Origin of the sequence: Staphylococcus succinus, from assembly GCF_029024945.1 — a bacterium.
Classification (GTDB): domain Bacteria; phylum Bacillota; class Bacilli; order Staphylococcales; family Staphylococcaceae; genus Staphylococcus; species Staphylococcus succinus.
In genome coordinates this window covers 1,021,618-1,035,502 of record NZ_CP118976.1, presented here as the reverse complement: position 1 = coordinate 1,035,502, position 13,885 = coordinate 1,021,618, and the positions used below count along the sequence as shown (strand labels likewise).

General features: G+C 30.1%; 11 protein-coding genes. 1 reads left to right on the top strand and 10 read right to left on the bottom strand.

Annotation, left to right across the window (positions count from 1 at the left end; translation table 11 throughout):
• Nucleotides 1–76 precede the first annotated feature (76 nt).
• From yhaM to xdrA, 6 genes are all read right to left on the bottom strand, one after another.
• Complete coding sequence (yhaM, locus tag PYW31_RS04960; protein ID WP_046837990.1) at nucleotides 77–1,018, bottom strand: 3'-5' exoribonuclease YhaM; 942 nt, start codon at nucleotides 1,016–1,018, stop codon at nucleotides 77–79.
• Nucleotides 1,018–3,951, bottom strand: a complete 2,934-nt coding sequence (locus PYW31_RS04955; protein WP_046837989.1) for an ATP-binding protein — start codon at nucleotides 3,949–3,951, stop codon at nucleotides 1,018–1,020. Before PYW31_RS04955 ends, yhaM begins: the two co-directional genes overlap by 1 nt.
• A 1-nt stretch (nucleotide 3,952) precedes the next feature.
• Nucleotides 3,953–5,137: a metallophosphoesterase family protein gene (locus tag PYW31_RS04950; RefSeq protein ID WP_046837988.1), complete on the bottom strand. Its 1,185-nt coding sequence runs from the start codon at nucleotides 5,135–5,137 to the stop codon at nucleotides 3,953–3,955.
• A gap of 208 nt (nucleotides 5,138–5,345) precedes the next feature.
• Nucleotides 5,346–5,690, bottom strand: coding sequence for a YlbF/YmcA family competence regulator (locus PYW31_RS04945; RefSeq protein WP_046837987.1), 345 nt, complete (start codon nucleotides 5,688–5,690; stop codon nucleotides 5,346–5,348).
• A gap of 68 nt (nucleotides 5,691–5,758) precedes the next feature.
• Complete coding sequence (locus PYW31_RS04940; protein WP_046837986.1) at nucleotides 5,759–6,889, bottom strand: DUF445 domain-containing protein; 1,131 nt, start codon at nucleotides 6,887–6,889, stop codon at nucleotides 5,759–5,761.
• Nucleotides 6,890–7,178: 289 nt separating this feature from the next.
• Nucleotides 7,179–7,643, bottom strand: a complete 465-nt coding sequence (xdrA, locus tag PYW31_RS04935; RefSeq protein WP_046837985.1) for an XRE family transcriptional regulator XdrA — start codon at nucleotides 7,641–7,643, stop codon at nucleotides 7,179–7,181.
• A 431-nt stretch (nucleotides 7,644–8,074) separates the two neighbouring features.
• Here xdrA and purU point away from each other — a divergent pair, with 431 nt between their 5' ends.
• Nucleotides 8,075–8,926 (top strand): formyltetrahydrofolate deformylase, encoded by an 852-nt coding sequence (gene purU, locus PYW31_RS04930; RefSeq protein WP_046837984.1) that lies wholly within the window; start codon nucleotides 8,075–8,077, stop codon nucleotides 8,924–8,926.
• Between the two features lie 227 nt (nucleotides 8,927–9,153).
• On the opposite strand, the gene PYW31_RS04925 is transcribed toward purU, so the two are convergent.
• The 4 genes from PYW31_RS04925 to PYW31_RS04910 all read right to left on the bottom strand — a co-directional run bounded on the left by PYW31_RS04925 (nucleotide 9,154) and on the right by PYW31_RS04910 (nucleotide 13,841).
• A complete protein-coding gene (locus tag PYW31_RS04925; RefSeq protein WP_046837983.1) occupies nucleotides 9,154–10,068 on the bottom strand; it encodes a PhzF family phenazine biosynthesis protein in 915 nt (304 codons plus the stop codon).
• Nucleotides 10,069–10,111: 43 nt separating this feature from the next.
• A complete protein-coding gene (gene thrS, locus PYW31_RS04920) occupies nucleotides 10,112–12,025 on the bottom strand; it encodes a threonine--tRNA ligase (protein WP_053042489.1) in 1,914 nt (637 codons plus the stop codon).
• A 378-nt stretch (nucleotides 12,026–12,403) separates the two neighbouring features.
• Nucleotides 12,404–12,799: a replication initiator protein A gene (locus tag PYW31_RS04915; RefSeq protein ID WP_046837982.1), complete on the bottom strand. Its 396-nt coding sequence runs from the start codon at nucleotides 12,797–12,799 to the stop codon at nucleotides 12,404–12,406.
• A gap of 115 nt (nucleotides 12,800–12,914) precedes the next feature.
• The gene (locus tag PYW31_RS04910; protein ID WP_046837981.1) at nucleotides 12,915–13,841 is read right to left on the bottom strand and encodes a proline dehydrogenase family protein; all 927 of its coding nucleotides are present in this window, start codon (nucleotides 13,839–13,841) and stop codon (nucleotides 12,915–12,917) included.
• Nucleotides 13,842–13,885 lie beyond the last annotated feature (44 nt).

Below are 13,885 nucleotides of genomic sequence, written 5' to 3'. Positions count from 1 at the left end.
TTACGTTTATAATTTTATATATAAAAAAGTTACTAGAATCTTAATTCATTCTAGTAACTCTTGATATGGTATCCTTTTAGTCCAATGACACTGGTTTATAAAATTGTCTACCTTCTAGCCCAAATATACGTTCTGTAAATTGACCTTTTTCAGTCTTTTTATACGCTTTTTCAAACATATTCATTTTAGCATCAATATTATCAATAAAGAATAATATTTCCGCTTCCTTCATATGTGGTAATTTTGGAGAACCAAATTCCATTTTACCGTGATGCGCTAATATCATATGACGTAATAACAATACTTCTTCGCCTTCGATATTGAGTTCTCTAGCTGCTTCTGCTACTTCATCACTTGCAATCGATATATGCCCCAATAAATTCCCTTCAACCGTGTATGAAGTAGCTACTGGTCCACTCAATTCTTTTACCTTTCCTAAATCATGTAAAATAATTGAACTATACAATAAACTACGATTTAATAACGGGTAAATATCGCAAATTGGTTTAGCAACACGTAACATCGTTAATACATGATAGCTTAAACCACTGGAAAAATTATGATGATGCGTACTAGCCGCAGGGAATGTAAAAAATGCTTCCTGATACTTACGTATAAGATGACGCGTAATACGTTGTAATGCAGCATTTTCAATCTCTAACATGTAATGTGAAATTTCTTCTTGAATTTCATCGGGTGTTAAAGGCGCCCCATCAACAAAATCTTGTGTTTTCATGTTGTCATCTGGCGTGGCTAATTTTATTTTATTGATTTTCATTTGTTTTCTACCGCGATAATTAATAACATCACCTGTTACATGTACAATCTTTTCCGGTACTAACACTTTCATATCTTCTTTACTTACTGTCCATAGTTTTGCTTCGATATCACCGCTTTTATCTTGCAAATGAATCGTCATATAATCTTTACCTTGAGCTGTTACACCTTGTATTGCTTTATGAATCAAGAAAAAGTGATCAACAGAATCTCCAGGATTTAACTTTTCTACATTTCTCATTATTTACCGCCTTCCTCGTATTTATTCAATGTAATGATTTGTTTTGAAGGCACACTTGTATCTTTAATACATGTAAAGTATAAAATTTGATAACTCGATGGCATCTGCCTTAAATAATTCATCATAATTTCTTTTCTTTGTTTATCAAAATGCACAAATGCATCATCGATAATAACAGGAAAAGGATAGTATGGTTTTAATGTTTTAATTAAACTCAAACGTAGTGCTATATAAAGTATTTCTTTAGTCGATTGACTAAGCTCTACAGGCTCATACATTTGTCCATTTTCCTGTTTAACCATTAATTCATCATTTGCATATGTCACTTGTACATAATGTCCATTTGTTAAATGTGCAAAGATAGATGTTGCTTCGTTTATCACTTGTGGTAACCGTTTATCTTTAATTTGTTTAATATGTCCGTCTACAAGTGATTGTAGATAGCTTAAGCTTGCCCAATCTTTAGCTTCATCGTTCACTTTATTTTTTAGGATATGGAAACGATGACGTAGTTCTGATAAAGTCTTATCCGTTTCCATATCGGTGATTTTAGCATTGTACGTACTAACCTCTGATTGCATTTCTAAATACTGATCATTATACTCATCAACTTGTCGAGATAATGTTTCATCTTCTTCTTGTAATTGCGCCAATGTTTTGCCACTTAATCTTGAACTCAAATCATACGTATAACTTTGATTTTCCAAGTATTTCGTTAAATCATTGAAGCGATTCATTTGTTGATTATAGTCTTGATATCGTTGATGATGTTGATAATAACTTTCTTCATTCGAGACATTCACAAAGTTGAATAACTGTGTAATCACATTATTATTTTCATTCAAACGATTATGAAGCTGTGTCACTTCACTCTCAATCAATTTGATTTGTTCATCATTTCTATTCCATTTTTCAAGTAAGCTTGTTTTTTCTTTTAACCATTGTCCGATATCATGAAATAATGATAAAGCATTGAAATACATAAATTGATTTTTGGTTACTTCTCTAGCATGGTCATAATAAGCGTCTAATTGCTGCTGTAATGCTTTTTCTTGTACTTTTAGCTCACTAAGATGACTATCATGTGCTTTGATCTTATTCATTGTGCCAATACTATCAATAATAAGTTCATCTGACATTTTATCAGATAAATGTAAATCTGACTTCACTTTATTAATATTTTCTTGAGCAATTTGATAATGTTGTTGCGCTTGTTCCAAATTATTCGCTAAATAGTCAGCTTTTTTCTCTAGCGCATCTTTAGTTTTAATCGTATTATGCAATTGTTCTCTTATTCTAAATTGATCATCTAAATCAAAATCAAGATCATAATGCTCTTCTAAATGTAAAATTTGTCGTTCTAAATCATCAATTTCTTTAGAGAAAGTTTCACTGTGACCTACTTGTTTTGTTTTGACAAAGAAAATACCTATAATAAAAACTAAAGATAGAATAGCAAAAATGACACTAAAAATTAAATTAGCTGAAAAGAATGAGAAAACAGTTAAGCCTATTCCTATTACAGCTAAAATGATTAAACTCATACGTAATAAATTTTGTCTCTTATCATTTTCCCTTTGTTCCGTATCAAATGCCTCTTTCATCTTCTGATAAAGGTTACTCTTTTCTTGATGTTCAAATACTTGACGATTATATTGCTTTTTCTTTTCAAATGTCTCTTCTGGTACAGTATCTGCTTCTAAAGCGTCTATTTCGTTGTGATTCGTATCTTGATCTATGTTATTGTCTTCGATACTTCGTTCTAATTGTTGAATCAAAGCCGTCTGTTCTTGCTTACTTTTAATTTGGTCGCTCACATAGCTTTTCATAGCTTCTGAACTATCCACATGATGGTGTACATCCTGCCACCCAATATTTGATTGTAAACCTGAATTTTCACGTTCTTTATCCTGTATTTCTTTTTCAACTGTTTTGAGTTCGTATTCTTTTTGTTTAATTTCATTCTCTTGTTGATGTAAATGATTAAATGCATCTATATCCATTTGATTTGGAACATCTATCTTGTCATTCTCTGCTTTAAGATGCGCTAATCTTTCTTCACGTAATCCAATATCACGTTTGAGATTCTGTGTTTGTAATTTAGCAGATTCATAGCGATCTATACCTTGTTCTGGAAATTGAATCGGCTCAATATTAAGTTTTGCTTCCAATGCTTTCCATTCTTGAGCCTGTTCATGTAAGGCTAGCTCTTTTTGCTTTTGGTCATGCATCTTAGATAACTGTGCTAGATTTTGCTTCAAATTACTTAATCTCCGCTCAGATTTATCTTTATCATCTACCAACCGCTTGTATGTTGTTAACTTTGCTTCTTGTTCTCTAATTTGACTTTCTAATTCTTTTAATTGATCTAATTGTTGATTAATGATTGGATTACGTCCGTTTTTCTTGTACAACAGCTCTTTCTTGTTATTTAACGTTTCACGCATGCTTGTAAACTCTGTCGATCCTAACGCACCAGCTTGTAATAAGTAATTTTGTAATTGTGTTTCATCCATGTGTTTATGAATATCTTGTAAACCAAGGACATCAAATGAAAATATACCTTGATATGTACGTTTAGAAATAAAATTCAGTTCTTTTTTCAGCCAAGACTCATCTTTAATCATACCATTAGGCAAGTATACTTTTACATCGCCTACTGCACTACCTTTTATACGTTCAATTTCAACTATTGATCCATTATCTTGAATAAGTGTCAGTTTACCGCCATATTGGTTACCAAGACGTGGCTCTAATCGTGGTTCGTTTTCTTTTTTTGTAGGAAAACCAAATAATATAGAATGAATAAATGCTTGAATCGTTGATTTTCCTGTTTCATTTTCACCATAAATTTCTGTAAAATGTTCGTCAAAGTCTATCTTTCTTTGTATAAATTTGCCGTAACCATAGATTTCTAAAGATTTAATCTTCATATTATTCTCCCCTCATATCTGACTTTAATAATTCCTCAGCGTGCTCAATTAAAGCACGTCGATCAAAGTTGCTATAGTTCTCTAGATATTTGGAAGCTTTAGGGTTTAAATATAAATCATTCATTGCTTGATCATACACAGTGTTATCTTCTATTAATTCTGGAGAGAATTCATTCACCAATGTATTTTGTTCCTCATGCTTATTTCTAATGTTTAAATCTTCTATGAATACAAACTGATGCTCGTTCTCTTCATAATCACTAACCATATCATGTATTTGAATGATATCTTGCTCAGTAATTTTAACATCTGAGTTGAGAATCACGTTTAATTGATAGATAGATTTTCCATTTATTCTTACTTTTGCTTTAAAGTTTTGTATTTCATCAAACAACCCTTGCTTCGTTGTTTTATCTGTTTCAATTGTTGCTTGTTCAAAACGAATAAATTGAGTTGGCACAAATTGAGCGTGAAGGTTTAGATTATCACCTTCAACCAATAAACAACCTTTTTCTCCTAACTCTTTAAAATGACGCCCCTGTATATTACCAGGATAATGAATCTGTGGCATATCACTGAGTTGTTGTCGTTCATGTATGTGACCTAATGCCCAGTAATGATAAAGCTTATTGTTTAAGTCTTCTAATCTAAATTCAGTATATCGATTTTGAGTGTTCGTCTTACTATATGTACCATGTAATATACCTATGTGAATGCCCTTTTGTCCTTGACTAGAAGGATAAGCATCAAGTTTGTTTTCATAACTTGCATCATTTTGATAACTAAATCCATGTAGATAAATTTCTTCTCCGTTTTTAGTAATCGTTTGATAAGTTTCAACATTTTCTGAGAATACGGAGACATTGTCTGGCCATTCTGTCGCAACATGAGCTGACAGTGGATCGTGGTTTCCATGACATATATATACGAAAATTTGCTCTTTTGCTAAACGTTCAAATTGTTTTTTTAGAAATACCTCTGCACGTAACGTACGATTTTGCTGGTCAAATAAATCACCAGAAATAATCATAAAGTCTATTTCTTCATTCAATGCTAAATCTATTATTTTTTCAAAGCTCTCATAAGCACTTTTTTGCATATCATCAAATATAGACTGACTTAAATAACTTCTTGATTTAAATGGGCTATCTAAATGTAAATCAGCACAATGAATAAATTTTACCATACAGTATAGTTCTCCTTTATTTAAAGGTTTATTTACAATAATGCATGTGCCACAATTTATAAGCTGAATCGTCTTCTAGCCTATTGCTAAAATGTATGCACCCCAATACTTGTATCTCTATATTTTACCACATAGTTTAATATTCAGTCGATAAAACAAAAAAGCTACAATACATAGAATGTATTGTAGCTTAACATTATAAAACTGATTAGTCAGCGTAGATTTCATCTAAAGGTTTAACAATGATTTGGTTAATTTCTTGGAAAATTTGACTCATGTTTTGTTCAGCAGTCATTAATTCAGAAATGTTAGAATCATTTTCGATTTTTTGAGCTTGTTCTTGTGCTTTTTGTAGCTCTTCTTCACCGATTTCTTCACCTTGCATTTGTTTTTGTTGGAAGTTTAATTGAGTTTCACGGAATTCGTCAAATAATTCTTTAGACTCTTGATTTTCTTTAACTTTTGCGTAAGCATTTTGGATTGCTTGGTATTCGTCACTCTCTCTTAAAGCTTGTTCTAATTGATTAGCATGATCGTGTAAATTTACTGCCATTGTGCTTCACTCCTTTTGTGTTTATGTGTTAAATCCACATCGATATTACAATAACATAATTTAATATGTTATACAAAAATTGCAATTACACCTTGTAATAAGCCAATAATACCTCCAAGTAAAAAGCCTAACATCATAATTAATTTCAATTCTTTATTTGCAATATCAATGATTAATCTTTCGATATAATCAAGTTCAAATGTATTGACTTGTTCTTCAATCATTTGTTTTAAATTTATTTTTTTCATTATCGGTGTTATATGCTTAGAAGCATTGTCAATAATTGCATCTGTGATTGTTTGAGTCACTTTACTTTCTAAAAATGAAATAAAACTGGGCATTAAAGAACTTAATGATTTGTTTGAAACAGATTGTGCATCTATATAGCCGATAGCTAACTCTGTAGCCGAATCTTTAAATGAATCGAATTGTTCCACAGTGACTACTTCATTTAAGTGTTTAGATTTCATCGTTTGATATTCGCTATCAATAATTTGATTGGCTATTTCTTTAGCTTTTGGATGTTTCGTTAGACGAATTAATTCGTGTTGTATACGTTCAGCTATACTTTCTTTCGTCATAAACATTTGCAATAAGCCAACAATCTTCCCTTTTTCTTGGAAAAATGTTTCTAACATCGATGATATATCCGTAGCACCTTTATCTGAGCTCAAATATATTCTCGCTCTATCAAACAATAAGTCCGGTATTAAATCCACTTTACTATCAAGTGATTGCTCAATATCATTAGGTAAAATATCTTTTATAGCAGTATGTTGATAATCGTGATAAAAGGCATCCAGCTTTGTAGATATCACAAGGTTGAGTTTTTCATTAGCTAGTTGAGCTACATCAATATCTAATTTATCTGCAAAATATTGAATAGTTGAATGTTCTTGCTTCAACTTATCAATTTGATTAAGTAGTAAACTCTCTATTGCAGAACGTGATGCAGGCGCATTTAATTTAGATTTAATTAATGACTCTGTTAATAAATGCTCTTCGACAACTTGGCCAATCTTACTAGCTACTTCACCTCTTCGTTTAGGTATCAAACCTGGAGTGAAAGGTACACGTTTGTTAAAAATATAATATGTTTTAAATGGATGAAAGAGCATTCTAACTGCAATAACATTTGTTACGCCACCTATTAATGCACCTATGACCATCATAAACACAATAACTAAAAAAGCATGCATATTTTATTTCCCCTTTTATTTTTCAATTTCTACTATTATATATACAGATATATAACCATCATTTTTACATTGTATAACACTTAAGTTAATAATGTGTAGAATAATACCCTATTTATTATCATATGTAGAAGCTTCAATACTTTCTTTAGATTTCCATCAATAAAAAAAGACCTAAATCTTTGTTTAGGCCAAGTATAGTATAGTGACTAAATCATTCATATACAATTTTAAGTCTTATGCCACTCAATTATATAAATAATGATTCTTCTATCACAAATGAATTAATATATTATACGTGCATTAATTCTTCTTTTGAAATTCTGCCGAAATACGTTTCAGCTTCCCTTAATTTTGAAGTGCCAAATATAGGTTGAGTGTCTTTATTTAGTACGCGGTAGATATCACTTACTTTGTTACTTTGTAAGATAAAACCATTACGGCTATCAACAGTATTCCAGTAAATGTCACTTGTTGTAGCATGATTAGGGTATGCGCAGTGATTGCGAGAAATCGTTTGTACCATTTCTAAAGGATCACAACCAAATGTACTATTTAAAACATCTGAATCTCTAAACAAAGCACAAATTGACACACACGTTGTCCAGTTAGGTAATACTCTCTCTTTTTCTATTTGAACTAATGTCTTTTTAGAAAGACCAATAGTTTGGGCCATCGTATCTTGCGTATAACCTGCTTCAATACGAACCATTTTAAATTTTGTTTGAATTAAATCTGTGAAATTCTGTCTATCCATTACTTTAATCTACCTTTCATAAAAGAATATTTTATCCGGACACAAGAAATTGCAATAATACACGCTTCTTGAAACACAAATTACATCTTAATACAATTTTTAACAAAATAAAAGAGTGAAATGAAATTTTCGTTGTTTTTCGTTATTGGCGCAATTATCAAAATAATCAAACATATATGTTATTAGCAAATTACTGACCAACACCACGATGTTTGTAAGCGTATTATTTTTGGAAAATGTGTCATTTTTAAGTTTACTTATTACTTCTTTAAAGTAAAAACACTATTAACTATTATAGCTTATTTCTTTATTTTTATCATTGAATAAATACAAATTGATATAAATATATTAAAAAAAGCAATATTAATTTACTTTATTCAGAATCTTCATTATAATTTGAATTACTTTAAAATTTAGAGGTGTCCATAGAAATGAAAGACAAATACATATTATTAGCAACATGTTCCGATAAAGTTGGAATCACATCATTAATCACTAATATCATTTCAGAATATGATTCTAATATATTACATCTAGATCATTTTACAGAATATGATAATGCTCAAGATACAGAAGGAAAATTATATTTAAGATTTGAATTTGAAAAAGTCAATTTATTAAAAGCCGCTTTAGAGAAAAGTTTAAGTGAAAATAATATTGAATTTAATTTGTTCGATGACAGTGAAAAAACTAAAATTGCATTATTTGTATCAAAAGAGGATCATGCATTTAATGAAGTACTGCTAAGAGTACAACGTGGTGAGATTGCTGCTGAAATTGTTGCAGTCGTAAGTAATCATGAAAATAATAGACATTTTGCAGAGGCTTTTAATATCCCATTCTATTACGTACCAAGTGGCGACTCAAAAGCCCTGACAGAACAAAACATCTTAGATATTTGCGCAAAACACGAAGTAGAACTCATTGTATTAGCAAAATATATGCAAATACTTACTGACAATTTTGTGAGTCATTATCCAAATCAAATCATTAATATCCACCACTCATTCTTACCTTCATTTATCGGTGCAAATCCATATAAACAAGCATGGGAACGTGGCGTTAAACTCGTTGGAGCGACAAGTCATTATGTCACTTCTGACTTAGATGAAGGCCCTATCATAGATCAAGATGTGACACGTATTAATCATCGATATAACGTACAGGATTTGAGAAAAATTGGTCGTCATGTGGAATCAAGAGTATTAGCACAAGCTGTTGAATTACATGTACAACATAAAGTCATTGTCACTAACGGAAATAAAACAATCGTATTCGCTTAAACTGTGTACAAAATGTGACATCAGTTAATTTTTTCTTCTATTGTATATTAAATTAAAGAGAATTAACTCGTTTTTGTAATTATTATGCTATAGCAAAGTGACTAATTAGATTCAAGTCTAATTAGTCACTTTTAGATTTATATAATAATAAACTTAATAGTTGTTTGTATTAAGTACACTACTAATCACTTAATTACCTTTTTATATTATCGTGTATACGACGATGATTAATTTGATATTTCATTATCTTCTAATAAAACATCAAATTTGTTAACATATACGGCATTTCCAGCTATCTCTACATCATAACTACATTCGCTGGGTGAAACGTTTACTAATACTCGGCCATCTTTATTTATCTCATGTCCTTGTTCTACAATAAGCTTTAACGAGCCCCTACCAGTGCCTTGTTTATATCTTGCAAAATATACCCCCATAATTCCAGAAGCAGTTCCTGTCACTGCATCTTCTATTGTACCTGAGAAAGGCGACGAAAAATGTCTAGCATGCATGTCAGCATCTGAATCATAAGTTTCAAAACAAAATGGATGAATGGAAGCCTTAGATTTTTCATTTAATATGGTTGGAAATAAGCTGTTATTAGGTTTCATTGTTTTAAATGCTTTAAGGTTGTTAACTGGTACTAGAAGTGTCCATGCACCGGTACTACCATACAAAATTGGAAAGTTGCTTTCTAAATCGTCCTCGCTAATACCTATGGCATTAGCTAAATCTTTCTTAGATCCCTTGAACGCTTCAAACTGTGGTGCTGCTTGTTTCATCGTTATAACCACTTTATTGTCTTCAGACGAATCTACTTTAATATCTAAAACACCTACCTTTGTTTCGATGGTTACATGTCTTTTTTTCATTAATAGATTCATTGTTTTCAGAGCATAAATCATTGCGATTGTTGCATGACCACAAAGGTTCATTTCTTGTCCAGGCGTGAAATAGCGAATTCTAAAATCAGCTATATCGGACCTAACTAGAAATGCCGTTTCATTAAATCCAACTTTATATGCAATTTCTTGCATTTCATTATTATTTAACTCATCCCCATTTAATACTAAACCTGCAGGATTTCCTTTATTAGGTTTCAGAGTAAAAGCATCATAATGATAAACTGTTACATATTTCATATTGAAAAAACCTCCTTACATATATCATCAACAGTAAGCTGCATTATCTTATTAAGTTAATTTCATTTATAATTTTTTCTATAAATTCCTCTAAGTTATATATTTTTTCTTCATTTTCTCTATATTTACGTACAGAAATAGTATTATCATTTATTTCTTTATCTCCTATCACAATAGTATAAGGAACTTTTTGAAGTTGCGCGTTTCTAATTTTATATCCCATTTTTTCCTCAGTGTTATCAATATTAACTCTTATTCCTTTTGATTTCAGTCTTTTTTTAATGTTATCAACATGATCTAAATGGATTTTATTGTTAACAGGAATCACTTTAAGTTGATTGGGAGCTAACCATAAAGGTAAATGACCTGCATAATGTTCAAGTAAAATTCCTAAAAATCGATCGATAGAGCCATAAACTGCTCTATGGATAACGACAGGTCTCTCTTTTTCATTATTTTCATTAATGTAACTTAAATCAAACGTTTCTGGCATTTGGAAGTCAAGTTGAATTGTTCCACATTGATGACTTCTACCTAATGCATCTTTAATATGGATGTCTATTTTAGGACCATAAAACGCACCATCTTTTTCGTTAATTGTATATTCTAATTGATTATAATTAAGTACATTTTCAAGAGATGTTTCTGCAAAATTCCATAAGTTAACATCTCCCATATAATCATCTGGACGTGTAGATAATTCAATATTGTAATCAAATTCAAAGATAGTATATACCTTATCAATTAAATTAAGCACATTAAGAATTTCATTTTCTATTTGGTTTCGAGTCACATAGATGTGGGCATCGTCTTGGTTAAAAGTTCTTACTCTAAACAATCCGTTTAAAGAACCACTAAGTTCATGACGATGTACTTGACCAAATTCAGCCATGCGAATAGGTAAATCTCTGTAAGAGTGATGTTCATTTTTATAAATGAGCATATGACCTGGACAATTCATAGGCTTCAATGCATATTTTATATCATCTACTTCTGTAAAATACATATTGTCTTTATAGTGCTCCCAATGCCCACTCTCTTTCCATAATGTTTCATTCATTATAAATGGTGTATATACTTCTTCATAGTCTTCTTCAAATTGTAGTTTTCGTAAAAAGTTTTGAAGTTCAAGACGTATAATTTGCCCATTATGCTTATAAAAGGGCATACCAGGAGCATGATCAGAAAATGTAAACAAATTGAGTTCTTTACCTATTTTTCTATGATTAATATTTTCGTATTTTTCAATAAATGTTTCATGATCTTTTAAAGCTTCTCCGCTAGAAAAAGCTATACCTGATATACGTTGTAAGGGTTCATTATTTATATCTCTTAGCCAATTTGTAGATGAAATATTTATAAGTTTATAATTTTTGAGTTTTGATAAATTACTAATTATAGGATAACTAATTAACGATGTATATGCCCCTATTTGAGCAACTTTAATGTTATTATCTTCATTATTTTCAACATGATAATTCATATACTTTGTATCACTAAATATATGTTGTGCTTCTTTTTTAGGTATTTCAGATACTGTTATTGTTTGATTAGCATTTATAATATTAGAAAGTGCTTTATTTATAGTATTCAAATCTTCTTTATTAAGGTTTTTGAAAACAGTACGGAAATCACAATAGAAACCTTCGTTATTTACACCTAAATCAGCAATTTCAATTCCCTCAAATTGGTCTTGGATTATATAACTAATTAAAAAAGATAATGTATATTTTATTGATTTTTCAGCTTCTTTATCTTCAAAAGTAATAAATTTAATTTCACAATCTTTATTGAGTGGATAACTTAATTCTTTTAAAACTCCATTGACATATCCTAGGGCAGCTTTTTTTGAAAAAGAGCTACCAATATTTTTAGCAACATGAAGTAATGTTGTTTCTTGTGGCACCTCCAATTCATTATTATTTGATAATTTAACTTTCACATTATCTACAAACATTGATAACACTCCTTTTATTTATAATAAAAAAACTGCGCTTATCCCTATAGATATAGGGACGAGCGCAGTCTCGTGGTACCACCCAAATTCCCCTAACTGATTTGTTAACCAATTAGGACTCATTGAATAACGTAACATGTTATTAAACGATGTATTTTCATACATATCTCTAAAGTAGTAAAATATTAGCTTATATAGAAGCTTACAGCCGATGACTTCTAATCTCTTACTTTAATATAATATTTTTTCTTTATCTTTGATTTTAATTTGAAATTACTGATAAGTTTATATTAATCAATTTGAAATTTCAATGTATTTTTTCAAAAATAGTCATAATTGTTATTTCAAGTTACATAAAATGATTTTCGTTACTTAATATCATTGTATGTTGACTAACATATTTTCATACTCTAAAAGCTCTTCATCAGTATATTTACATTTTTTAATGTATAATCTAGGAAACTTTTCTGAGCTATGCTTCTCTTGATAAAGTAAATCAAACATTTCTAATTCTATTTTTGTATCTTCAAAAGTTAGAGTTGAATAATTAAATAGATCCTCAGCTTCTTGAGGAGCCATATTGACATAATATGAGCCTTCTTCATTTTTCCAACCATTTTGCATACTTAATTGCATGCGTTCATGTAGAACGATATATAATTTAAAAGCATTAGGTGTTAATTTTATATAGCGATCGCTACACATTAAAACTTTAGGCATTTGGTAGTAGTCTAAATTTTCATTACCACTATCCGAAAAAAATTGATCTTTCATGATTTACACCGCTTTCTATTAATATACTTGCGATTATATAATGCCATATTATTCCAAAATTACTTTTATAAAACTGTGAAATTCTCAATAGAAATAATACTTTACTATATATGCTCTAATACGCTTTTGTGAAAAATTTGTTGAAAGTTTGCTTTAGTAATAAGTTTATATTTTGGGGTCTTTCAGCGATTCTCCTCATAAAATATCCATACCATTCTTTTCCAAAAGGCATGTAGACACAGACGTTGTATCCTTTCTCTACTAAAGTATCTTGAAGGTTGGTGCGAAACCCATATAACATTTGAAATTCAAATTTACTTGTCGAAATATCATTTTCTTCTATAAAATATATAATTTCTCTTATTATATTATGATCATGAGTTGCAATAGACGTAAAAGCTCCGTCTAATAAGTGTATTTTTGTTAATTTTAAAAAGTTATTATCTATTTCCTTTTTCATTTGAAATGAAATATTTGCACTTTCTTTATATGCCCCTTTGACAATGCGTAACTTCATATTTTTATTTTGCTTTACATCACTTTCCGCTCTATATAAAGCAGCTTGGATTACAGTACCAATATTTGAATATTTCGCAGTGAGTTCATTTATAATATTCCAACTTGATTCTATATGATTAAAGTCTTCCATATCAATATTTACAAATATATTTTTTTGGTTAGCGTAATCAATAATTTTAGTGGCATTATTTAAGCATATCCCATCATCAACATCTAAACCGATTTGAGTTAATTTGATTGAAATATGACCATTAAGGCCTTTGAGATATATTCTATCTATGACGTCTAAAATTCGTGATGTTGCCTCACTTGCATCTTGTTCGTAGTAAACAAATTCCCCTAAGTTGTCGATAGTCACAGCCACGCCACGATTATTTAATCTATAAATGTTTGTTTCTAATTCAACTAAATTTGTTCCAGCTATAAATGAATGAATACCCAGCTTGGGTCCCAACTTCTTTGCTAGTTTATTTAAGTTACCACTTTGCGATAGTGAAAAGAGACACGATTTTATTACTGTCATAGAATTCCTCCTTATAAACATTAAATTATTACTTTCAGTTCTAT

What these genes read in the sequence shown, in the direction of transcription:
- thrS (WP_053042489.1), bottom strand. Translation starts at nt 12,025, where the DNA reads ATGTTTGTAGATAATGTGAAAGTTAAATTATCAAATAATAATGAATTG.
- PYW31_RS04915 (WP_046837982.1), bottom strand. Translation starts at nt 12,799, where the DNA reads ATGAAAGATCAATTTTTTTCGGATAGTGGTAATGAAAATTTAGACTAC.
- yhaM (WP_046837990.1), bottom strand. Translation starts at nt 1,018, where the DNA reads ATGAGAAATGTAGAAAAGTTAAATCCTGGAGATTCTGTTGATCACTTT.
- PYW31_RS04955 (WP_046837989.1), bottom strand. Translation starts at nt 3,951, where the DNA reads ATGAAGATTAAATCTTTAGAAATCTATGGTTACGGCAAATTTATACAA.
- PYW31_RS04950 (WP_046837988.1), bottom strand. Translation starts at nt 5,137, where the DNA reads ATGGTAAAATTTATTCATTGTGCTGATTTACATTTAGATAGCCCATTT.
- purU (WP_046837984.1), top strand. Translation starts at nt 8,075, where the DNA reads ATGAAAGACAAATACATATTATTAGCAACATGTTCCGATAAAGTTGGA.
- xdrA (WP_046837985.1), bottom strand. Translation starts at nt 7,643, where the DNA reads ATGGATAGACAGAATTTCACAGATTTAATTCAAACAAAATTTAAAATG.
- PYW31_RS04940 (WP_046837986.1), bottom strand. Translation starts at nt 6,889, where the DNA reads ATGCATGCTTTTTTAGTTATTGTGTTTATGATGGTCATAGGTGCATTA.
- PYW31_RS04925 (WP_046837983.1), bottom strand. Translation starts at nt 10,068, where the DNA reads ATGAAATATGTAACAGTTTATCATTATGATGCTTTTACTCTGAAACCT.
- PYW31_RS04910 (WP_046837981.1), bottom strand. Translation starts at nt 13,841, where the DNA reads ATGACAGTAATAAAATCGTGTCTCTTTTCACTATCGCAAAGTGGTAAC.
- PYW31_RS04945 (WP_046837987.1), bottom strand. Translation starts at nt 5,690, where the DNA reads ATGGCAGTAAATTTACACGATCATGCTAATCAATTAGAACAAGCTTTA.